The organism is Bradyrhizobium sp. 14AA (assembly GCF_054185205.1).
On record NZ_JAVAYM010000013.1, the window covers coordinates 16,517 to 38,064 of the forward strand.

The window sequence follows — 21,548 nt, forward strand, 5'->3', positions numbered from 1 at the left end:
CGTTGCCTCATCGTGGTGTCCGGGATCTTACGCGTCATGGTGATCGTCCGTTAACCAGGTGCAACCGGGCCGCGAGAAGCGGGTTGAGTTGCCAAGACGCGAAGACCCGATTGCTCGCGGAGGCCCAGGTGCCGGCGCCTGTCGGCCTCGATCAACGATCCGGACGTCGCTGCGCGGCTCAACGCGCTAGCCGACGAATACGAACGGCGTGCCAACGCTTCGCAAGCCGCGAACGGCGGAAACGGTGAGCTTTCCCGTCAGGTCTCGCCCGACGTGGGTAGGGCCGTGACCGGTGGCGATTCGCAGCGGCGGCAATGGACGCTCGGTGGACCGGGACACCGGTGAAGGCTTGCCGCCGTTGGCGTCGTATCGTTCCGCCAGCGCCAGCAATCGCCTTCGGGTAAATGGGTCGGCTCTTCCGGCGAGCTCACGCACGCGATGCGCCATCGTCCGGTAGAATTCCTGCTCCAGCGCCACGACCCGCCACCCCACCAACGCTACCGAAGCGTGAAGTTGAGTAAATCGGCCGGTGCCGTCAAGTGGCATCCGCTCGCTGCGGCGTGCTCGGCGATTCCTCTTGAGCGAGCGCTCGTCGCGGAATTAAGCTGGTCGCGGTAGGGGAAATCCAGATGTCGGAGCTACACCTGATCCGAAAGCGGTGTCCGCACTGTGGGAGAGCGATGAAGCTTGTCCCCGAGCCGACAGGCCGGGGCGACGAGCGATACGTCTGCCACGCCTGCGAGGAGGACCCGCTGCACGACCCGGCTGCTTTGAAGTGGGTCGAGAGTCCGCTGCGGCCGCCGGCGAAGTAGCGCTCGGCATGGGCCGCCGATCGAGGCGACAGGACTGGCGGGATGGTCGCCGGCGTACCAAGTCTCTGGAAGATGCCGCTCAGAACCCCGGGGGAAGTCGATGTCGACGGTCGCGAATTTGCTTGCGCGGAAGGAACGGCTCATGGAGCAGCTCGACAGCGATCCCGGGCCGAACGAGCGCGCGGAAATCGAAAGGCTGCTCGCGAAGATCGAGACCGCGCTGAGCCTGCTCGAACCGGGAGAGGCCGCCAGTCCGAGCGACGAGTGAGCTGCCGTCGGTTAGAGCGCGCTCAGGTCGTCCGGCACGTCGCCGAACTTCCGGATCAGCTTGGCGTCACTGAAGTCGCCGCTGGACGGGTCCCCGGTCTGGGAGAATGCGACGGCTCCGGCGTGGCCCGGCTTCCGGGACAGCGCCTCGGCACGCATGACCGCAGCGTTGGCGCTGAGGCATTCGGTCGCCTCGCCTGCGGCGACGCCGTCGTCGGAGAAAACGAACGGTAGGGCGACGAAGTACGTCACGTCAGTCATCTGGCTCGCTCCTCCGCTCGCGCGCCCCTGGGAGCCGTCCCCGGGCGTAGCCCGTCGATACCTTCCTCCGGAGGCCGTCGAGTTGGGCCTCGAGGAAGTCGTTCGCGACGATCAGGGCCTTTACGGCTTCCCGCGCGCCGCCGCCGCAGGCCGCGATCGCCTGGTCCGCGGCGGCGTCGAAATCGTCGGGGGCCGGCCCCGCCTGCTCGGAGATGGCGTTCATCCGATCATGTTCCCGTTTTGTTCAAAGAGTCAAGAGATCCTCTCCCGAATTCCCGTGGCGCAGCGGACGTCGAATGAATCTCGGGGATGGCAGGCCGGCCTGTCGGAACTGGCAGTGCTCGTTCGTCTTGAATCCAGGCCACCACCAACGGAGTTCTGCGTACATGGTGCCGCGTGCCAACTGGAAAGGGTTCTTGAGGCTTTCGCTCGTCACATGTCCTGTGGCGCTTTATCCGGCGACCTCGGAGAGCGAGAAGATCTCGTTCAACCAGCTCAATCGGCAGACGGGTCACCGCATCAAGTACCTGAAGCTCGACGCAGATACCGGGGACGAGGTGGCGAACGAGGACATCGTCAAGGGCTACGAACTCGAGAAGGGCCAGTACATCGAGGTCTCGAAGGAGGAGCTCGAGGAGATCGCGCTGGAGTCCACGCGTACCATCGAGATCGACGAGTTCGTGGACAAGGCCGACATCGACCCGCGCTATCTGATCCGGCCCTACTACATACGCCCGGACGGCAAGGTCGGACACGACGCCTTCGCCGTAATCCGCGAGACCATCCGCGAAATGGACAAGGTCGCGATCGGGCGGGTCGTGTTGACGAACCGCGAGCACATCATCGCGCTCGAGCCGATGGACAAGGGGCTCGTCGGCACGCTGCTGCGCTATCCCTACGAGGTCCGCAGCGAGCAGGAGTATTTCGACGAGATCCAGGACGTGAAGGTCACCAAGGACATGCTGGATCTCGCGAAGCACATCGTGAACCAGAAGGCGGGACGCTTCGATCCGGAGAAGTTCGAGGACCACTACGAGACCGCGCTCATCGACCTCATCAACAAGAGGCGCGCCGGCAAGCCGATCACGCCGAAGGAGCGGCCGGCATCGACCAACGTCGTCGATTTGATGGAGGCGCTGCGCCGATCCGTTGGCAAGCAGGCAGCGCCGGCGAAGGCGACCAAGCCGGCCAAGAAGCCGCGTAAAGCGGCGGCCGGCCAGAAGGAAATGCTGATGCCGATCGAGGGACGGAAGCCGGCCAAGGAGGTCCCAGCGAAGAAGCCGGCGGTCAGGCCGCAGCGGAAGTCGGCGTAGAACTCTCTTGGCACGGTCCTTGGTCCGCGCCTACGCACGGGAGCGGACATCAACCAACCATCCCCGCCGAAATCGGCCCTAAGCCGAGGATCAGCCTCGGTCCCCTCGATTTTGATTTGGCAATGAACGAACTCATTGAAGGATCAATCTTGATCAACAAAGCCCCCCATATTGCGCATCTAATCCGGCAGTAACGGAGGAGAACCCAAATGACATCATTCGTCCTTATCCCAGGGGCGGGCGGCGTGGCTTGGTATTGGCACCGCGCGGTGCCACTCATTCGCGCGGCGGGGCATGAAGCCATCGCGGTCGATCTACCAGGCGACGACAGGTGCGCCGGTCTCGCAACGTATGCGGACATCGTCATCCGCGCGATCGCGGAACGAAGCGACCTTGTTCTGGTCGCTCAGTCGCTGGCGGGCTTCACCGCGCCCCTTGTTTGCGCGCGTGTACCGGTGCGGATGGTCGTGTTCGTCAACGCGATGATTCCAAAGCCGGGGGAGACCGCTGGTGCGTGGTGGGGCGCAACTGGCGCGGTCGAGGCGAGGGAGCAAGCTGCGGCGCTGCGCGGCTATGCGACGGAATTCGACGTGGGAACGTACTTTCTGCACGACGTGCCGCAGGACGTGCTGCGCACCGGCCCAGAGCAACCACGCCAGGAAGCCGAGACCGTCTTCCGCGAACCCTGTCGCTTCGAGCGCTGGCCCGACATCCCCATTCATGTTCTTGCGGGGCGAGACGACCGCTTTTTCCCAATCGAGTTTCAACGGCGTGTCGCGCGTGAAAGGCTCGGAAAGGAGGTGGAGGAAATTCCTGGTGGTCATCTCGTCGCGTTATCGAATGCGGAAGGGCTGACCGAGCGCGTCCTCGCGTATGGGAAGGGCCTGACACCCTAGTCCCTTTCCCTTGTCGTTCAGCACAAAGCCAAACTTGTCTGTTGGCCAAGGCGGCGGCGGGGGGGGGGGGACAGCCCGCGTGCTTCTCTGCGATGCAGACGGCAGGCTACGCCTGGTAATGATGAGCACTGCAATTTGCGCTGTAACACTACTCCCCTAGAGCAGCGTGCGAGCCGCGCGACTTGGCGACAAGCGCGCGGATATAATCTTCGAGCGTGGTCTCCCCGCGTTCGAAGGGCTCCGACATGGCAAAGCCACTATCGACGCTGACCGCGGTCATTCGCGCGTAAGACTCGGCCGCTGCGACAGAGAAGCCCAGCTTCCTATAAGCCGCGATCCATTGGTCGCGCGGTATGATCTCGACTTTCACAGGATTGCCAAGCACGGCCGCGAAGGTGTCCGCGACATCCTGCGCCGAATACCGCTCGGGTCCTTCGACGTAATGCACATCCTGATCGTGGGGCGGCTCCAGCAGATGGCGCGCGGCCGCTTTGCCGAGATCGGCGGGCGCGACCATCGGGATCTTCATGTCTGCCGGCAGCATGGTCGGCAACACGCCGTCCTTCGCCGCATCGAGCACTGCGTCCCAGTTGCTCATGTAGTAGGCGCCTCGCTGGATGGTCGCTGGTATCGGCTGCGCGGCAAGCGCCTGCTCGAAATCGTAGAGGATATTGAGATCGCCGCAGCGCTCGCCCGGCTGGGCGCCATAGGTGGATGCGGCCACGACCTTCTCGAGCCCGGATCCTTCGAGCGCCGCGACGATGCTCCGAACAGTAGCATGTTCCTGACGATCCGTGTCCGTCGAGACATCGGCGTTCGGGTTAAGCAGGAAAGCGCGCGCGCCTCTCCTGAAAACCGCTCGCAAGTCATCGCGGTCGCGTACGTCCACGACCGCAGTGTGTGCGCCGCGTTTGCGCCAACCGGCAACGCTGTCGCTGCTGTGAAGCAGGGCCGTGACCGGCCGACCCGAATTCAGCAATGTCGACGCTACCGCCGATCCGACACGCCCGTTTGCCCCGATCACGATGAACACCGCTCCACTCCATAAGGCTGAACCGAGTAAAGATTCCGCTTCCCGCAAAGTTCCGCAAATCGAGGCCAATCGGACAATGGGACGGGCGCGAACCACAGTCGCGCTGCCTCATCCCGCTTGCCAGGTCGACGCGCGGGCTGGCACGGTAGGCGGCAACAGGAGGGGTTTTGCACCGACCCGGTTGGACTAGGGTCGCGCATCGTCCAGCTCCTCGCCCAACAACTCGATGGCGAAATCGCGTATGAGCGGCTGGATCCGGGTCTGCGCTCCGGGTGCGGGCGCGTCCGCGTTAGCGGGACGTGGCTCTTTCCTCGGACGCACTGAGCCGATCAAGCAGAGATTTCAGGGACGGAGGAAGTTTTCTCTCGACGGGCATCCACGGGCGCAGCCGCTCGCCGATTTACGCAGCGATGGCGCGGCTTTCCTTGGCATCAATCGCGATCTGGTTCCGCATTGGATTGGCTAGGCTCCTCGATGCTGCCAACCTTCGAACTTCCGTTTAGTTGCGGCCCCCGCCAATGTTCACTTTTGAACATTTCCACGGAACGAATCGCTAAAGTTGTACTTTCCGTCTGGGAGCTGAAATCCGAATAGCGACTGTTGGGAAAGCAAGACGTGGCGGGACGGGAGTATCTGAACCGACAGGCGGCCACCCTGCTCAAGTTCGCGAAGACGACCACCGATCCGGTGGTCGCCGCCGGCTTGGTCGAGAAGGCTGCCGCGTTCCGCGCTGCTACCAACAGCCCAGAGATTCGAAATCACCGGGGCTGCGCTTTTCCACGTGTTCCCCGCTGTGCTGATCGAGGAACAAGGTGTGGCGCCCATTGAATCGGTGCGTGTGAGTTGCGTAGAGTTGGCCGATGACCGCCGAGAAGCGGGTGCAGAAAGCCGTCGAGCGGGCCAGGCCATCCTGGCGCGCTACCTAGAACCGGGCGAGCGGGACTGCGAGCGCACGACCAACGATCTCCTCGACGTTCTCGATCGCGATGAGGTCGTCGGTGCGGTGGAGGAGCTCGAACGGCGCGGCGAGGCCGTCGACGAGCTTCGGCGCCTTCTTGATCGAGGTCCGCCTTCTTGGAGTTCTCCGCCCCGCAATGCGGCCGATCCCGACCTGCCGCCGATGCCGCCCGAGAAGCGGCCGCAGGATCCGGGCATGGAAGGCAGCGACATGCGCTTCGGGGGCTACCGCGTGGAGACCAAAGAGCATGCCGGCGAGTAGACACGATGCCGCAGGTCATCGAAGTCACCGACGCCGAAGGCCGGAAGGCGGCATACCGGCCGCTCAGCCGCGACGGCAAGGTCGTCGAGAGTTCGGCGGTCGTGGACAAGCTCAAGCAGTGTGAAAACGGCGACTGAGACTTAGGCCGCGGCGGGCTCGTCTTCCTTCACGCCGGGGCGGCCATCCGCACCGTCCCATCCGGAAGCGGCCGCTGTAGCTTCAGGGTTTTCTTCCGCGGGCCCAGTTATCCAGGTCTCGATTCGTCGGGTGTCGTCAGGATTACGGGCATCGCTTTGGGATGGATCGCGTCGACCTCGGCGTTCGCCTCCGTCGTCAGGAATGCGATGGCTGCGCTAAATCGAGCCGCACGCTGTGTCTGTCGTGCGGAAAGGCGATGACGGCCATTCCGCACGATGTTGCCGATGGGCGCCAGCGTTAAGTTTGCCTTGCCTGTGAGGACGATCCGCTTCACGACCCCGCCGCCCGGAAGTGGGCGGATAGTCCGATGCGGCCGCCGGCTAAATTGAATAGAGTCCGAACGACATCGAGCCCGGCAGCGGGATTGCTGCTGAGGCCGAATGTGCTCACAAAGCTATCCAATCTTGCGGCGTCGCAACCCGCACTTCCAGCTTCGTTCCATCGCGCGTACTCTGTCCGACACCTCGCATGGAGATGAGTCGCATGGATGCGAAAGGAGGCGAGGTTGCGTCCACATGGCAAGTACGTCGGCAGCCTCTAATCGATCTTGCGATTGCGACTTCGACAGGTGCACCGAGGTTGCCGACACGATGACGCGGCTCCTAGGTGGCCTGCCTAAGGTGAACTGCGTTTTGCTGGTACGTCCGTTGCCTTGAGATCCGAATGGCTGAGATTGGGGCCGCCTGTCTTCATCCCATGTGTTTTCGCGAGGGGCGCACCCATCTGCGTCCTCGATAGAGGCTGGTCTGACCGAAGGCCGATCCCGCTTCGCGGGCTCTCGATCTTGTCCCCGCAACGTCCGTCCTCGACTTTCTTCCCCTGGCGCTGCGCACCATTCCTCGCGGTCCAAGAAAGTCGCTGCCGGCCGCCCTCCATTTCATTTCGGCCCTGCGCGTGCAGGTCGATCGCCTCCGGTCTCACGACCGCCATCGAGGTCGCGATAGGCGCGGCCCGAGTAAACAAGGGAATGAGACAATGGCTACCATCGGCACCTTTACCTCCACGGGCAACGGCTTCTCCGGCGCGATCAAGACGCTCAACCTCAACGTGAAGGCCAAGCTGATCCGCGTCGAAAACCCGTCCGACAAGGGACCGCACTTCCGCATCTACTCGGGCAACGTCGAGTTGGGTGCGGCTTGGCAGAAGACCGCCAAGGAAACCGAGCGCGACTACCTCTCCGTCAAGCTGGACGATCCGAGCTTCCCCGCTCCGATCTACGCCACCCTGACCGAGGTCGAGGGTGCCGAGGGCCTCCAACTGATCTGGTCCCGGCCGAACCGGGACTGAAGCTCAGCTAGCAGGCTCCGCCGCAAGGCGGGGCCTGCTTCCCTTCGACAGGAGAAGCGATCATGGCCATCGACACCATTGAAGAATTGCGCGCCGAGCTGCGCGAATGCGTCTTCACGCCGGCGGAGCGCAAGGCGCTGGAGAGCGAGCTGGCCGAACTCATCCGCCAGCGCAACGAAGCGCTCGCAGCCGAGGAGGGGGCATAAGCCCCCTTGTCTTGCGACTTACAACGCACCGTCGCTAGGGGCCGCTCCTCCGTTCAGAACATCCTTGATGGCTTTGGCAGGCGTAAACGTCAGCTTCTTGGAAGCTGCGATCGTTTCGGCGATCTCATTGGCAGTCGTCATAGGATGAGTTCCACTGGTTTCGATTTTGCTCGTCTGACATCAAAGCGGTGGAACAGATAGGGCCGCCATCAGAGGTGGAGCCGCAGTCCCGGATAAATTCCGGGACTATGGTAGCTTTTCGTCCACTGTAGCGTAACCGCGCCTCCGCTTGGGACGCTCCAACCGTCGGAACGCTTCGATCGCTTCTGCACTGCCATCGAAGGTCTGCATCATGGTCTGGCCATTCGTGCCAATCCGGCCCCAATTGCGGATCAGCGACATTTCTCCGAACAAGATCGGCTGCGTAGATAGCGCATAAAACCGCCGCATGTTGCAAGCGGCATTGATGCGTCGCAGATGAAGCGGTTCTGGTTCGGGTTTCGGCACGGACGGATTTTTGCTTCCTTCGCAAGCGCCGTCCAATGAGTTTTAAGAATCGACCGGGCAGTTCGATTCGTTTTATCGATAGGTCAGTTGCTCCGGAAAAACCGGGACCGGTGCCTGATTAAATCTTCCCAACGGAGACTTCGCTTTCGGGACGCGCGCGTCGCAACGCCAAGCTTGCAATTGCTCCGGTCTTTATCACAACAGCCGGCCGCAAGAGATCGGCCCTTGATTCAAAGCTTCCTACGGCCAGTTTTTGGCAGTGTCGGAATTTTTGTCGCTATAGCGGGCGGCCTCAAGAGGAACGACACGAATCTTTCTCGCGATGCGTAGAACGTATTTCCTTCGATGCAGATAGCCCTCGTATAGAAGAAATCGTTCCAGCTTCTCCACTCTTGCAGCGGTATCCGCTTGGGCGAGCCCCTCCGGAGACGGCTCAACTCGCGCCGCCGCGGCGACGCTCCCGGAGCCCACAAGCGGTCTCCGCGCATTCGCGTGACGATCCTCTCGCGACGGCGTCTCAGTGCCACAGTAACGAGCACGATCCAGTCTCGCTTCCCAGGGTTTTCTCCTCCCGATGCCCGGAGTGACCTGACTCTTCTGGCAGGGGATTCGCTGGATGAATTTGGGGATCGTTCCCACGATCGGATTCGCGATCGCTGTTGGTTCAAACCAACATCCCCCACGACATGACGGACGATGGATACCCCCCGCGCCGTCAGACCCATTTCGGACCCTAATATGAAGACCATTGTCATCAACAATCAAAAGGGCGGGGTCGGCAAGACGACTCTCGCTGTGCATTTGGCTTGGTTCATGGCGGAAGCGAATCTTCGTGTTCTCGTGATCGACGTTGATGCGCAGAGCAATGCGTCAGACACTTTGAGGCAGTACGCCGGTTCGACGTTGGCCGCGGATTTGTTTAAACCGGGGATACGGGTCGTACCTCGAGCCGATGAAGGCCTGACGCTCGCGCCGGCCGATAGCTCATTGACTGATCTCGATCGCAGCAATGCGGCCGCCATAACGACCCTGCAAGAGAACCTTGCGATCGCGTCGGGTCAGTTCGATGCCTGCGTGATCGATACGCCGCCGTCACTTGGACTTCGAAGTGTCGGCTGTTTGGTTGCGGCGTCGCATGTGCTGGCCCCTATCTATCTGGAGGACTATTCGATCAAGGGCGTCAAAGGTCTGATGCAGACCGTGATCGGCGTGCAGAGGCGCTACGGGCGCCAGGATACGAAGTTCCTCGGGCTGCTGCCCTCGAACTTCAACACGAAATCGCCGCGTCAAAGGACGCATCTTGAGCAACTCTTGCGCGAGGCTGGCAAATATGTGTTCCCGGGCCAGATCGTTGCAAGGGACGGCTACGCTGAAGCCGTCGCGGAACGCCTGCCGGTCTGGAAGCTGAAGCGCCGCTCTGCACAGGAGGCTGGTCGGGAAATCCGCGATGTTCTCGCCAAGATCGTCGCGCAGATGGACGAGTCGGCACATGGCGCTTGATCTCAGCTTTAAGCAGCTCATCTCCGCCGCGGAAGATGGTGCCGCCACAATCGGGCAACCGACTTGCATCTCTATCGACCGCATTGACGAAGACCCGGACCAGCCCCGTCGCAGCTTCGACGAACACAAGCTCGAGGAGCTTGCGGAATCGGTCCGTCAGCATGGCGTGCTGCAACCGATCGTGCTGCGGCACGCGACCGAGGAAGGCCGGTATGTGATCGTCATGGGTGCGAGGCGGTATCGTGCTGCCAAGCGCGCCGGGCTCCGTGACATCCCGGCTTTCATTCATGCGGCTGGTTCCGCGGATCGTTATGTTCAGATGATCGAGAATATCCAGCGCGATGACCTCGATGCCCCCGAAATTGCGGCGTTCATCGCGGACCGCTTAGAGCAGGGTGACAACCAAGCCGACATCTCGCGCAAGCTGGGCAAACCCAGGGACTGGGTGTCACGCTACGCCTCGGTCCAGAATATGCCGGAGTTCCTTCGGTCGAAGCTTGCCGGCTCATCAATCCGTGCTGTGTATGAACTCTACCAGGCTTGGCGTGAGCAGCCCAACGCCGTCGAGGCCTTATGCGCAGCACAGGAAAGCTTCACCGACTCACACGCCCGCCAACTGGCTCGCCAAGTTCGCACGAAAGTCCGCGGTTCCTCTGATGACGAAGGAACTCCTGGAGCTCAATCACCACGAGGCCCGGTCGCACCGCAAGTGGCATCGCAACCCATAGAGAGAAGCTGTGGGGCGGCTGCCGCGGGAAAGCTCCCCAATTCCTCGGTCAATCGGCGCGAGCGAATGGGTCCATCGCTGACGATCAGGGTGCGTCACCAAGATCGAACGGGCTGTCTTCTGATCGATCGGCTCGCGTCTCTAGGCCCACGCCACGCCGTGCTGCTGATCGATGGCGCAGAAGTAGCGGAAGAGGTTCCAGCATCGACCCTCACGATCGAGGAGATCGTGTCGGCATGAAGCTGCTCATAAACAGCGTCCTCAGAAACACTGCTGCAGTTGGTGCGCCGGCAGAGCGGATTTCCCATCCGAAGGATGGCGCGTTAGCGCAGCAGCCGGAGGCCGAACGCGCCCCCCACAGCGCCGTAGAGAGGCCGGAGGCTGCTGGAAAGCCGCGGTCCACATACTCGGTGCCAATGTTGCGAGCCCGCCCGCGCGATGTTCGTGAAGTACAAGTAGTAGGGGTGACGGCTGCGCCATTCCCGGAAGAGCTCTCCCCATCGGTCGTCGGCTGTGTTGGATCTCACCTGCGTCAACGGCAGAATCTTGACCGCCGAGCCCGATGGTTTGAACCAACATGGAGGGGGTGGAGGGATTCGCGTTTTCTAGTGCAGGATAGGCTTCGCGCCAGCGATGTATTACATCGCGATTGGGATTGGCGTGCATGGCTCTGATCTCGCTTCGCGTCTCCGATGAAGTCGCGGCGGAGTTTTCTGCGTTTGCAGCGACCCAGGGCGGCAAATCCGCGCTGCTGCGGCGTCTCATTGCTGATGCACTAGCTGCACCAAGGCCACGCATCTTGGCGTTGCCGATAGGACGACCGGAAAAGGTGACCGTGCGGTTTCGCGAGAGCGAGATGCGGCAGCTCGCGGAGGTCTCACATCAGCGTGGCATGACGCGAACTGGCTGGATCGTTGCGCTGGTGCGCTCGCGGTTGGGATCACCCGTGCAGCATTCCCCGAACGAGCATGACGCGCTTCGTGCGATCGTTCGCGAGCTCAATCGGATCGGCGGCAACATCAACCAGATCGCGCGTGCCGCAAATACTAGTGTGCTGCAGGGCAGGGCAGTTGAGCCCGATCTATCGGAAATTCAAGAGGCCAAACTGGTCATCGAAAGAGAGCTCGCGCAATTGCGCAATGCGCTGTGCGGCAACGCGGATTATTGGGATGGACGGCCATGAGCCGGCGCCCGCCACGACCGACCGACCTGGCGTCCGAACTTCCGCCGATCTCGTATGTCTGGGAAACGCCTAATCGGCGCCCGCGGAGGGCCGAGTGGGATATCCCCGATCCTGCCGCTCCGGGCCGCCTTACGCCGGCGATGAGCGCAAAGCTCGAACGCATCGTGCGCCGAGCGCCGGAGGTGATGGTCAAGATTACCGGCCGCACCAAGAGCGTGGGGCATCTCAAGTCGCACCTCGCATACATCACGCGAAACGGCGAGCTCGACGCAGAAACAGAGCAGGGCGCAATGCTGGCAGGTCGTTCGGGATTGAAAGACCTGCAGCAACGCTGGGAGGATGATGCCGGTCTCGACAACAAGCGCCGTCGCGACGGATCGCTTTCGGTCAACATCATTCTGTCAATGCCGGCTGGTACCGATGCCGTCGCGGTCAAGGATTCAGCTCGGGCATTTGCCATCGAGACGTTCGGCTACGATCACGACTACGTCTTCGTCCAGCACCTTGATGACAAGCATCCCCACGTGCACTTGACCGTTCGGTCGCTGGGCCATGACGGCAAGCGCCTTAACCCTCGCAAGGCGGATCTTCAGGCCTGGCGGGAGCGGTTTGCCGGCGAACTCCGGCTTCGCGGGATCGCGGCGGAGGCCACGCCGCGGCGAACCCGCGGACGGGTTCGAAAGGCCGATCGTGGGGCGGTCCTCGCTATGCGCAAGCGAAAGATCACGCCCGATGTCGATCGGCTCGCTCGTAAAGAGGTGCTTTCGGAGGTGAGGGGTGGCAAGACTGCCAAACATCCTTGGGACGAACAGATCAAGTCGCGTCAGGACGCGATCCGGCGGCGTTATCTCGACTATGCCGCCGAGCTACAGCGCTCTGGAGCGGAAGCAGATCACGGGCTGGCGCAACAGATTCGACAATTCGTCGACGACATGCCTGCTGTCGAAACTCGCCAGCATGCGCTGAAGAAAGAGCTTTCGGAACTGGCCAGTACTCGGCGTCGCAGCGCGGAGCAAGGCGTTGGTAAAGAGGAGTGGCACAAGACAAGAGGCCAGGAGCCGACCAGGTAGGTTGGGCCAAATACTCTCGAGCTGGATTTGGTCTCTGCCGCCATGGGGAGTCGCCAAGGCCGCTACGGACACCGTCAGGCTCATAAGCTGAAGGTCATAAGTTCAAATCCTATCCCCGCAACCAAGCTAAACTATTGATATAGAACGACAAAAGCACGCCATTGGAGGGCTTTTCCTCGTTTTGCAAGGGGTTCCCAGCCCTTGTCGGCAATTCCAACATTGTTCTAGTTATATCAATGTACTACGGGGTGTCGCTCCGATTGGTTGCCGAGCGTTACAATTTTCTACATGGCACATGATTGGCACAGGAAATCCGTTCCGATTTCTGTTCTTATCAAAGCTGTTCGATGAACAAGACACGCGTTTAGCGTGCGATTGAAACGTGCCAGCGTTCGCATACTTGATGAGTATTCTCGGGGGATACGGCGGCCATGATACTTGCCGACAACGAAACACGCGTCGATCTGCTCAACAACGAAGCCATAGCCGCAACCATCACGAAGCTGCTTCGTGATCAGCGTGCCCAGCCCGTCACCGTAGGCGTCCATGGGGATTGGGGCGCTGGCAAATCGAGCATCTTGGAGATGATCGAGGCGGGCCTCGCCGATGACCACGATGTGCTGTGCCTGAAATTCAATGGTTGGCGCTTCCAAGGCTTCGAGGACGCGAAGATCGCGCTGATCGAAGGCATCGTCACTGGCCTACTCGAAAAGCGTCCCTTGCTGACGAAGGCAAGTGCGGGTGTCAAAGACCTCTTCCGCCGCATTGATTGGCTGAAGGTCGCAAAGCATGGCGGCGGCCTGGCCTTTACCGCCTTCACCGGAATTCCAACACCAGAACAGATCCAAACCATTACCAGCGGCCTCCACGACATGCTGGCCGATCCCACCAAACTGGCCACGAAAGAGAACATCACCGCGGCGATCGAGGGTGTAAAATCTGTCTTGAAGCCTGACGCCGAGCCGAAGCACGTTCCCGAGGAAATTACTGAGTTCCGCAAGGCATTTGATAAGTTGTTGAGCGACGCCGGCATCAAGCAATTGATCGTCCTCGTTGACGATTTGGATCGCTGTTTGCCCGACACCGCGATCGAGACGCTTGAGGCCATACGTCTCTTCGTCTTCACGTCGGGTACCGCTTTCGTGGTCGCCGCCGATGAGGCGATGATCGAGTATTCCGTACGCAAGCATTTCCCGGAGCTGCCTGACACGACGGGACCACGCGACTATGCGCGCAATTACCTTGAAAAGCTGATTCAAGTCCCGTTCCGGATTCCAGCGCTTGGCGAGACTGAAACGCGCATCTACGTGACGCTGTTGCTTGTCGGGGCGGAACTCGGGGACACCGATCCTAGCTTCACGAAACTGATCGCGACAGCGCGTGAACGCCTGAAGCGACCGTGGGAGAGCGCGCCGCTCGACTTTGCCGCGATCAAGGAAGCACTTGGCGCCAACGCTACGACTGCCCAGAATGCAGTAACACTGAGTGACCAGATCGGGCCAATCCTTGGCCGCGGCGCGCAGGGCAATCCGCGGCAGATCAAGCGGTTCTTGAACTCGCTGCTGCTTCGCCAGCGCATGGCCGAAGCACGCGGGTTCGGCGATGATGTCAAGCTGCCCATATTGGCGAAGCTGATGTTGGCCGAGCGATTCATCCCGCGATTATTCGATCAGATCGCCTACGCTGCTGCCGCCCACAAGAAGGGCTTGTGCGAAGAGTTGGCAGTGCTGGAAAGTGTTGCGGCTGAGCAACCATCCAAGAAGGGAACGGCGGAGCGGAAGTCCGAGAAGGCAGCCGAAGCCGTGCCCGATGTAAGCGAGAGCGCTCTTCTTACCGAATGGTTGTCATCCTCCCCCATTCGTGCCTGGGGGCAGATCACGCCCTCACTCGCGACCACGGACCTTCGGCCTTATCTGTTCGTCACGAAGGACAGGAAGGACTATTTTGGTGCCGCCTCTGCGCTCGGTCATCTTGCCGGTGTCGTCGACAGGCTGCTCGGGCCAAAAATTGGCGTCCAGGGTCTTGAACCGGAGTTGGGAAAGCTCGCGGCGCCAGAGGCAGCGCAGGTGTTCGAAGCGTTGCGGGCGCGGATCATGGGCGAGGATTCATTGGTCACCGAGCCGCCGGGGGTCGCGGGAATGACCGTCCTCGTGAAAGCGCACGCGGCGCTACAGCCCAATCTCCTGGATTTCCTTGAGGCGCTCCCGACGGATCGCTGCGGAGCGTGGCCAGTGTCAGGCTGGGCGGACGCCATCACCGAGCCGTCAGCGGCGGCGCGGTTGACGAAATTGATCGAGGGATGGGCCGCCTCGGCAAAGAACCCGGCGCTGAAGGCAACCGCGGGGGGTGCTCTCAAAGTGAGGGCGCGACGCGGCTAATGGGGACATCGGGATCATATGGCGGCCCCGGCAACGGTACGCCGCTCGTTCCGAGCTGGGTCGATGATCCAGTGCCCGGAGCGGCATCGCCGCCTGCGAGTCCGCCAAGCGCGGTCCCCACGATGCCGGAGAGCCCCGATGGGAGCCCAAGCCCGCCGCCGTCTCTACCGGATCAGCCTCCCGTGAGACAACAGCAACAGGCTCCCATGCCGAGCCGATTTACGGCTCCCCGTACGAACTTCTCGAAGTTCGCACGCTCTGGCGGATCGGACCGCGGCTCACTTGGACGCGCCGTCTCAGGTTATGTGTCGACAGCGGCCGGAGGCGCCCGTCAAGCCGCACGCCGCATGGGAGCATCACGCGGCGCCGGCGCGCGACTTTATGCTTTCCTTTCGGATGCCCAGGCGCGCGGACCTGTTGAGGCCTTGCGCGCCCTGAATCTGGGCGCCCTTGCGGGAAGACCCATCGACGAAGTTTTCGTGGGGTTGGCAGACTACGTTTGTCCGGAAGGCGGGTCGGTCGATGATGGCATAGCCCGTGATGCATTCATTGACACCATCGCCGATCTAGCCGGAGAGGGCATAAGCGATCTCAACAGCCTCACGGCCGACCAAATGCAAACCGTTTTTGAAATCTTTGCAACGCATGCGATCGAAGCGCGCATTTTCAATGACATCGGTAAGAACGGAATCAAGCTTCCGTCCGATGTGGCTGCGGTAACGCGGGTCCAAGACCAACTTCACGATTTCGTCCAACGCGCGGTCAGCGACGCGCTGACGTCGGCACGCGCCGAGGCCGGCCCTCTCACGCAAGACCGGGCATTGCGGTATGTCGAAAGCGTGTATGAAGCCGCCTTCGATGTGCTGCAGACTCTTGGAGAAGGTGTCGCTCACCTATGACCAAGCATCTCGTTCAAAGTTATTTTGGTGCGAAAGACCGCGGCAACCTTGCTCCTGCCGCTATGGAAGAGGTTGGGACGCAGTTCGATCTCGTGAGTTACGACAAAGTCCTCGATCACGGGATCGGTGGCGCGCTCACGGACCTCAAGGCGATGCACGTGTTTCCAAGCGAGGTGGCGCTGGATCTCGTAGTCCTCGCCGCGCAAGTGTACGCTGCCGACACGAGGATCTCGCGCTCCACTGAATCTCAAGATGACTGGACACGTGAGCTTCGGCTCGTGGTGCCGGTCAGTGACGTGGCGCGATGGAATAATGCTAGGCCCGTCCTGCACCGAATGTTGAATTTTCTCACGGGTGATCGCTGGGTCGTCGAATTTCGGCCACGCCCGGCTACATTCGGCCAAATCGTGCCGCAGGCCGATTTAATCGCGCCCCCCTTTACGATGGTAAGCTTGTTTTCGGGCGGCCTCGACAGTTTGATCGGCGCGATCGACCAGCTGGAGGCGGGCGGTATCCCGCTTCTTGTGAGTCACGCGGGTGAGCCAGCCGTCAGCAAATCGCAGGATGATTGCTTCGACGCTCTCACGCACCAATACAAGGAAAGCTCGTTCAGGCGGCTCCGAACCTGGATGGCTTTTGCAAAGAACCTCGTCCGCGACGTGGCTTCGGAAGAAACCACGCGGGGTCGGTCGTTTCTCTTCTTCGCGCTCGGCGTATTTGCGGGATCGGGCTTGCGCCGCGACTTCGTTCTCTATGCGCCTGAGAACGGGCTTATCGCCCTCAATGTTCCGCTCGACGCATTACGCCTCGGGGCATTGAGCACACGAACTACACACCCGTTCTATATCGCCCGTTGGAACGAGCTGCTGAGGGTTTTGGGGATCGCTGGCCGCATCGAGAACCCATACTGGAACAAGACCAAAGGCGAAATGGTTGGGTCGTGCTGCAATTCAGCTCTTCTCCAAACGATCGTGCCGAGCAGCCTTTCCTGTGCGTCTCCGACCAAGGGGCGATGGCAAGGGCATGGCACGCAACACTGCGGATACTGCTTGCCGTGCCTGATCCGGCGGGCGTCGCTCCATGCCGTGGGAGATCCGACGGTCTACACCGTTCCCGATCTTCGCGCCCAGGCGTGGGACCCACGAACCGCACGAGGGGAGCAAATTCGATCTTTCCAGTATGCGGCAGAAAGGCTGCGAGCGCGGCCGGGCCTTGAAAAGCTCTTAATACATAAGCCAGGACCACTATCTGACGATCCTCAGGCAATTCCCGAGCTTGCTGCCGTGTATAAGCGTGGACTGGAGGAGGTTGGCGCGTTGTTAAGGGGTGTCCGGACCCAGCCTTCCTGAGTATCCGCATGACCAGCCATCTTGTTGACTTTCATTGTCATCTCGACCTCTACCCCGACCATCCCCAGATCGTCGACGAGTGCGATCGGGCAGGCATTTTCACGCTTGCCGTGACCACGACGCCGCGCGCATGGTCGCGCAATCAGGTTCTCGCATCGAAAACGAAGTATGTGCGGGCGGCCCTCGGGTTGCACCCTCAGCTGGTCAGGGAACGCGCGAGCGAGCTTGGCCTCTGGCGCGAATACTTGCCCAGCTCTCGCTATGTTGGCGAAGTTGGCCTCGATGCCGGACCCAGGTTCTACTCGTCCTTCGATATCCAGAAACAGGTCTTTGAGACCATCCTGCGCGATTGTGCCGATCAAGGCGGGAAGATCCTCACGATTCACAGCGTACGAGCGGCACGCCAAGTGATCGACATGCTGGAGGCGTTCTTGCCGCGCTCTCGTGGAACCGCCGTCCTACATTGGTTTACGGGAACACGGTCCGAAGCCGAGCGTGCGATCAGGCTGGGCGCATATTTTTCGATCAACCGCGAGATGTTGCGCCATGAACGGCACAGCAAGACCGTTGCGGCCCTGCCGATCGACAGGTTGCTTACGGAAACAGATGGACCGTTTGTCCAAATCGAAGGTCGTCCCGCGAGGCCCTCGGATGTCCGCGAGACAATCGAGGACCTCGCGCGGCTTCGAGCGATGCCGTCGGCGGAACTTGCCGAGATCGTGGCGAAGAATCTCAAGCGGCTCGTTTCTGAATGATGTCTCGATTTCTGAGCGCGCCAACGGTTATGTTTCAAGCCTGACGAGCAAGGCGACAATAACATGAGCGAGGCAAGCCCGGGCCGGCACGATCCGATCGGAGAAAGATTCCGCGAGCCTCTTGAGATCGCAGAACGTTGCTTGGATGGACGGCGTCTCAATGCTCAGTACCGTTGAACTTCTCAATGGCCTGCCGGCCGACGAAACCTTGAGGTTCTTCGCGACCTTCGCCCGCTTTGAGTTCGCGATGAAGCAATGCGGCTACCTTCAAAGGACCGAGCAAGGAACGGTCGCGCTTGCGTCACGAGAGCGCCTGGCGGCGGACTTGCCTGCCGAGTTTTTTGCGACCATCCGGGACGCGGCCATCGCCCCCGTGCTCGTGGCGCGTCCGCCCAAGGACCTCTACGTTCAGGATGACGCACAGCCGCAGTTCGGCAATCAAGATCCTGCGCTCACGACGACCAGGCAATTGCTGAATGCCGTCTGGCGGGTTCGCAATAACTTATTTCACGGCAACAAGATGTATCCTTTCGACCGGGACCGCGATGCAAACCTGATGCGCGATGCCCTCGCAGTCATCGACGCGATCATGCAACAGAGGGATGACTTGTCATCCGCCTTCCATGATCCGCAGCAATTCTTTTGAGATGAGTGATGGCGACAGACGATGAGTCTCACCGCACTGATGACACGGAAAATCCTCTAGAAGCGATTTTCCGTTCGATGCGGGTCAAGCGCGAGGAATACGAGAAGGAGACGCTGAATAGACGGCCGTTCCAGGACGGGTTGCGTTACCTTGAGGGCATCACGGCGGATCTGCTGACGGCCCAGTCCTACATCCGCTCGCAGGGTACGCGTTATGGCGCGGCCGAGGATTACCTCATGTTCCGCTTTGCGCCGCCCCTCAGCGAGTCGGTCCTGGCGGTGACGATAAGCGCCAAGGAGGGCCTGCAGAACGCCGCACGGCGGGAGTTGCGGTTCCTTCTCGAAGCCGCTGTCAAACTCTCTTCCCGCGATTTTCATACCGATGCGAAGACATTCGAGGAGCGGCTCGCCGGCCTTGCTGATCGAGGCAAGCACTTCGAAGACTATGTCGGCGAATTGCGCTATTTCGATGAGTTCGAGAAACCTCAGGAAGCCAACGCAGCCATCCTGTCGCTGTATGGCGACCTCTCGCTCTATGTGCACGGCGCTGTTCCGCAGTTCCAGCATGCGATGATCCGCACGGACAAGGGTGAAAATCCAGGCATGGAAAGTGTCGCCACGCTCAATCGCTTCAATAGCCTTGCCTTCCAAGTTTACGATCTCGTGCTGGTGCGGATGTTCTATGGCCTTGGCGTCAGCATGGCCGGTGACATCTTCACGATCGTGCTTGACCACGAGCCGAAATGGCGTTTCCACAAAGGAAAATTCGTGAGCCGCATGTCCCGCTGTTTCGACTACAAGCACGAGCGGCGGGTCCGGCGTGGTGAAATCTAGCGGGATACGTCTATGGCACTGCCGTGGCTGAATGATCAACTGGCGGACTTGAAGCCAAAAGCGCTCGATGATTTCTCGCGAACCACGATCACCGGGGCGCAGCACGCGCTTGGCGATTTCGACAATCCGCTGCGCCTCAATTTCTTCAGCACGGCCATGCGCATCCTGTTCGAGCACATGATGGGGACGCTTGCCCCGGTCGAAGAAGTCATTCAATCACAATGGTTCGTGTCGGAGCGTGAAGGAAACGTGCCGACCCGAGGCCAACGGATCGTGTTTGCGATTCAAGGCGGCTTGAGCGACGCGTTCGTCAAGGACACGCTTCAAGTCGATATCGCACCGATCCGGAAAAAGCTCATCAAGGCCGTCGATAATCTGAGCAAGCACGTTCACGGCCGCGAAGACACGATCATTGAGGGGCGCGACGAGCAGGACGCCGCAGCCTCAGGCGCGATCGAGGCGCTGGGAAACTTCCTCGACACCTATCACGAATGTCGCAAGACGATTCTGGATGCCATCCAAGACGAACTAGACGATACGACCGTGAATGCCCTGATGACCGACACGATCCTGGAAGTAGATGAGTTGGCGACCCATCACTCCGTCGAGGAAGTCTATGTGGGCGCGACATCGGTACGTTCGATCGGCGCGCACTTCATTAGTTACCGTGCGACGGGGACGATCGCGGTCGGTCTGCAATGGGGATCGAATTCGGACATGCGGCGCGGCGATGGAGCCGAAGCCGATTTATCCTTTCCCTTCCATTGCGATATCCAAGTCTCGCTAGACGATCCGCTCAACATGGCCTTCAGCGAGACCGAGTACGCGGTCGATGTGAGTTCATGGCGAGACGGCATGGCGCCGGACGACGACGATTTCGATGATTAGCTAGCCGCCCCGCCCTCCCTCGCGCTCTCCACAACGATCTTTTCAAGCCTTCGGGGCGGAGGGAAAGGCTCGGTCCAATGCCTCGGTGAGCGCGCTAAGTCGCCTCTCGAAGTAAGCCAAGCATCGCCGTGTGTGTCTCTCCCACTCGTCCCAGGCCATCGAATGGCCGGGCGGCCGCTCGGGATCATTCAGGATCGACGAGCGCGAGATGATCTGGGCCCGCGTCGCGCGGATCATTCCAACCGTATCGTCTAAGTTGATGTCGGGATCAGGTTTGAACGATTCACTTAGGGTGTACTGGATGCTTTCCTCGTCGCGGGCTTCGGCAGCACCCTCCATCGCCTGAAGCTTGCCTTCGGACAGCAGCTCAAACGCAAGCGCATCAATGACTCTCGCTTTCCGTTTTACTTCCCTTTCTTCCTCTCCATCCGGTAGCCAACTTGCGGCCCTGCAAAGCGCACTGATGAATTGCAAACATTCGAAGAAGTTGGTTGGCTTATGTTCGGTCAACGTCGGATGCGCGGCCATGAGTTCATCAATAGGCTCGCATAACCTGCCGAAATAAGACCGAAAGAGCGCCGACTGGCCCGCCATGGGGGAGGGCATTCGGGCGCCGTCAAGCGCATTCATTTCCTCGATGTTATTGGGCGACAAGATACGTCGGCAGAGATCGTCGGTGACGTCATGGAAGTGTGGCGATTTTTGCAGCCACGCGGGTGTCACTCTCATGGGGTCGACCGCCGCGAATTCCGGCGCGCCAGCGGTGCGAAAGGCGGCTGCGACAACTGCGGAACAGAAAATGCCGTCGTCCTTTGGCCGGAACCGCGGCGCATCCGGCAGCACCGATGCAACGGCGCGCGGCACCGAATAGCCCTTTGAAAAAAATAGCATCCCAGCGCTTGCGGCGGCCCGCGCGATGGCGGGGTCGGAATAGCGAAGGACGCGGATGTGCTTGAGGTTGTGAACGAAGCAATTCTGCGCGTTCAGGTTCGTGACCCCGTCGCCGATCGCCTCGATGAGCGTCGGTGGCACGGTACACATCAACGCGTGGCTGTAGTTCCCCCGCGAGACGAATGCGATCAGGTTGGACGTCATCTTTTCTTTTGCCGTCGCTGCCTCTGCGTTACGGGTCAGGATGACGTCGCCGGGCTGCATCGCGTTCAAATCGAGCTTGAACACATGGAGCCCGTCATATCGCGGATTCCTCTCAGTCATGCCCAACCTCCCGCATGGGATGTCTCCCGTATGTCGGCTTACTTATATTATGTCGGAACGCGCAACGGTCTTTCAAGCGCTTGAGGGTCACGCCGCCGAGCAAGGA

25 protein-coding genes and 1 pseudogene are annotated in these 21,548 nt (G+C 60.8%); 18 read left to right on the forward strand and 8 right to left on the reverse strand.

All coding sequences use genetic code 11. The features are described from left to right. Positions 1 to 186: 186 nt before the first annotated feature. Positions 187 to 477 carry a hypothetical protein gene (locus tag RAD15_RS22840; protein WP_458180448.1) on the reverse strand — a complete coding sequence of 97 codons (291 nt, stop codon included), beginning with the start codon at positions 475 to 477 and terminating at the stop codon, positions 187 to 189. A 477-nt stretch (positions 478 to 954) separates the two neighbouring features. Here RAD15_RS22840 and RAD15_RS22845 point away from each other — a divergent pair, with 477 nt between their 5' ends. Next, positions 955 to 1,080 carry a hypothetical protein gene (locus RAD15_RS22845; protein WP_458180449.1) on the forward strand — a complete coding sequence of 42 codons (126 nt, stop codon included), beginning with the start codon at positions 955 to 957 and terminating at the stop codon, positions 1,078 to 1,080. An 11-nt stretch (positions 1,081 to 1,091) separates the two neighbouring features. Here RAD15_RS22845 and RAD15_RS22850 read toward each other — a convergent pair whose 3' ends face one another. Further along, positions 1,092 to 1,340: a hypothetical protein gene (locus RAD15_RS22850; RefSeq protein WP_458180450.1), complete on the reverse strand. Its 249-nt coding sequence runs from the start codon at positions 1,338 to 1,340 to the stop codon at positions 1,092 to 1,094. Continuing rightward, positions 1,333 to 1,563 (reverse strand): hypothetical protein, encoded by a 231-nt coding sequence (locus RAD15_RS22855; RefSeq protein WP_458180451.1) that lies wholly within the window; start codon positions 1,561 to 1,563, stop codon positions 1,333 to 1,335. Before RAD15_RS22855 ends, RAD15_RS22850 begins: the two co-directional genes overlap by 8 nt. 163 nt (positions 1,564 to 1,726) lie before the next feature. On the opposite strand from RAD15_RS22855, the gene ku reads away from it, so the two are divergent. Continuing rightward, complete coding sequence (gene ku / locus RAD15_RS22860; protein WP_458180452.1) at positions 1,727 to 2,653, forward strand: non-homologous end joining protein Ku; 927 nt, start codon at positions 1,727 to 1,729, stop codon at positions 2,651 to 2,653. Positions 2,654 to 2,862: 209 nt separating this feature from the next. Beyond that, positions 2,863 to 3,549, forward strand: coding sequence for an alpha/beta fold hydrolase (locus tag RAD15_RS22865; protein WP_458180453.1), 687 nt, complete (start codon positions 2,863 to 2,865; stop codon positions 3,547 to 3,549). Between the two features lie 148 nt (positions 3,550 to 3,697). Here RAD15_RS22865 and RAD15_RS22870 read toward each other — a convergent pair whose 3' ends face one another. After that, a complete protein-coding gene (locus RAD15_RS22870; RefSeq protein ID WP_458180454.1) occupies positions 3,698 to 4,582 on the reverse strand; it encodes an NmrA family NAD(P)-binding protein in 885 nt (294 codons plus the stop codon). A gap of 793 nt (positions 4,583 to 5,375) precedes the next feature. Here RAD15_RS22870 and RAD15_RS22875 point away from each other — a divergent pair. Together RAD15_RS22875 and RAD15_RS22880 are read left to right on the forward strand one after the other, a co-directional pair. Further along, entirely contained in the window at positions 5,376 to 5,801 is a 426-nt protein-coding gene (locus RAD15_RS22875) for a hypothetical protein (protein ID WP_458180455.1), read from the forward strand. Between the two features lie 5 nt (positions 5,802 to 5,806). After that, complete coding sequence (locus RAD15_RS22880) at positions 5,807 to 5,938, forward strand: hypothetical protein (RefSeq protein ID WP_458180456.1); 132 nt, start codon at positions 5,807 to 5,809, stop codon at positions 5,936 to 5,938. A 3-nt stretch (positions 5,939 to 5,941) separates the two neighbouring features. On the opposite strand, the pseudogene RAD15_RS22885 reads toward RAD15_RS22880, so the two are convergent. Further along, positions 5,942 to 6,147, reverse strand: a pseudogene (locus RAD15_RS22885) (SOS response-associated peptidase); the annotation flags it as partial. Between the two features lie 827 nt (positions 6,148 to 6,974). On the opposite strand from RAD15_RS22885, the gene RAD15_RS22890 reads away from it, so the two are divergent. Further along, on the forward strand, positions 6,975 to 7,286 hold the full coding sequence (locus RAD15_RS22890; RefSeq protein ID WP_104464661.1) for a DUF736 domain-containing protein: 312 nt from the start codon (positions 6,975 to 6,977) through the stop codon (positions 7,284 to 7,286). Positions 7,287 to 7,348: 62 nt separating this feature from the next. Continuing rightward, entirely contained in the window at positions 7,349 to 7,492 is a 144-nt protein-coding gene (locus RAD15_RS22895) for a hypothetical protein (protein WP_458180457.1), read from the forward strand. 18 nt (positions 7,493 to 7,510) lie between these two features. Here RAD15_RS22895 and RAD15_RS22900 read toward each other — a convergent pair whose 3' ends face one another. Both RAD15_RS22900 and RAD15_RS22905 read right to left on the reverse strand, forming a co-directional pair. After that, entirely contained in the window at positions 7,511 to 7,633 is a 123-nt protein-coding gene (locus RAD15_RS22900; RefSeq protein WP_458180458.1) for a hypothetical protein, read from the reverse strand. Between the two features lie 105 nt (positions 7,634 to 7,738). Beyond that, positions 7,739 to 7,999, reverse strand: a complete 261-nt coding sequence (locus tag RAD15_RS22905) for a WGR domain-containing protein (protein ID WP_458180459.1) — start codon at positions 7,997 to 7,999, stop codon at positions 7,739 to 7,741. Positions 8,000 to 8,737: 738 nt separating this feature from the next. Between RAD15_RS22905 and RAD15_RS22910 the strand changes: the two genes are divergently transcribed. The 11 genes from RAD15_RS22910 (at position 8,738) to RAD15_RS22960 (ending at position 20,227) form a co-directional block, all read left to right on the forward strand. Continuing rightward, complete coding sequence (locus RAD15_RS22910; RefSeq protein ID WP_458180460.1) at positions 8,738 to 9,499, forward strand: ParA family protein; 762 nt, start codon at positions 8,738 to 8,740, stop codon at positions 9,497 to 9,499. Continuing rightward, positions 9,489 to 10,466: a ParB/RepB/Spo0J family partition protein gene (locus RAD15_RS22915; RefSeq protein ID WP_458180461.1), complete on the forward strand. Its 978-nt coding sequence runs from the start codon at positions 9,489 to 9,491 to the stop codon at positions 10,464 to 10,466. Before RAD15_RS22910 ends, RAD15_RS22915 begins: the two co-directional genes overlap by 11 nt. A gap of 424 nt (positions 10,467 to 10,890) precedes the next feature. Then, positions 10,891 to 11,409, forward strand: a complete 519-nt coding sequence (locus RAD15_RS22920; RefSeq protein ID WP_458180462.1) for a MobC family plasmid mobilization relaxosome protein — start codon at positions 10,891 to 10,893, stop codon at positions 11,407 to 11,409. After that, positions 11,406 to 12,479, forward strand: coding sequence for a relaxase/mobilization nuclease domain-containing protein (locus RAD15_RS22925; protein WP_458180463.1), 1,074 nt, complete (start codon positions 11,406 to 11,408; stop codon positions 12,477 to 12,479). Before RAD15_RS22920 ends, RAD15_RS22925 begins: the two co-directional genes overlap by 4 nt. Positions 12,480 to 12,910: 431 nt before the next feature. Continuing rightward, positions 12,911 to 14,857: a Qat anti-phage system ATPase QatA gene (gene qatA / locus RAD15_RS22930; RefSeq protein WP_458180464.1), complete on the forward strand. Its 1,947-nt coding sequence runs from the start codon at positions 12,911 to 12,913 to the stop codon at positions 14,855 to 14,857. 206 nt (positions 14,858 to 15,063) lie between these two features. Continuing rightward, positions 15,064 to 15,756, forward strand: coding sequence for a Qat anti-phage system associated protein QatB (gene qatB / locus RAD15_RS22935; RefSeq protein WP_458180465.1), 693 nt, complete (start codon positions 15,064 to 15,066; stop codon positions 15,754 to 15,756). Then, positions 15,753 to 17,105, forward strand: a complete 1,353-nt coding sequence (qatC, locus tag RAD15_RS22940) for a Qat anti-phage system QueC-like protein QatC (protein ID WP_458180466.1) — start codon at positions 15,753 to 15,755, stop codon at positions 17,103 to 17,105. Before qatB ends, qatC begins: the two co-directional genes overlap by 4 nt. A gap of 8 nt (positions 17,106 to 17,113) precedes the next feature. Beyond that, positions 17,114 to 17,860: a Qat anti-phage system TatD family nuclease QatD gene (qatD, locus tag RAD15_RS22945; protein ID WP_458180467.1), complete on the forward strand. Its 747-nt coding sequence runs from the start codon at positions 17,114 to 17,116 to the stop codon at positions 17,858 to 17,860. Positions 17,861 to 18,020: 160 nt separating this feature from the next. After that, positions 18,021 to 18,506, forward strand: a complete 486-nt coding sequence (locus tag RAD15_RS22950) for a hypothetical protein (RefSeq protein WP_458180468.1) — start codon at positions 18,021 to 18,023, stop codon at positions 18,504 to 18,506. A gap of 8 nt (positions 18,507 to 18,514) precedes the next feature. Next, positions 18,515 to 19,339, forward strand: a complete 825-nt coding sequence (locus tag RAD15_RS22955) for a hypothetical protein (protein ID WP_458180469.1) — start codon at positions 18,515 to 18,517, stop codon at positions 19,337 to 19,339. 12 nt (positions 19,340 to 19,351) lie between these two features. Beyond that, complete coding sequence (locus RAD15_RS22960; RefSeq protein WP_458180470.1) at positions 19,352 to 20,227, forward strand: pPIWI-associating nuclease domain-containing protein; 876 nt, start codon at positions 19,352 to 19,354, stop codon at positions 20,225 to 20,227. Positions 20,228 to 20,269: 42 nt separating this feature from the next. Here the strand turns inward: RAD15_RS22960 and RAD15_RS22965 are convergent, their stop codons facing one another. Further along, on the reverse strand, positions 20,270 to 21,442 hold the full coding sequence (locus RAD15_RS22965) for a hypothetical protein (RefSeq protein ID WP_458180471.1): 1,173 nt from the start codon (positions 21,440 to 21,442) through the stop codon (positions 20,270 to 20,272). Between the last annotated feature and the right edge of the window lie 106 nt (positions 21,443 to 21,548).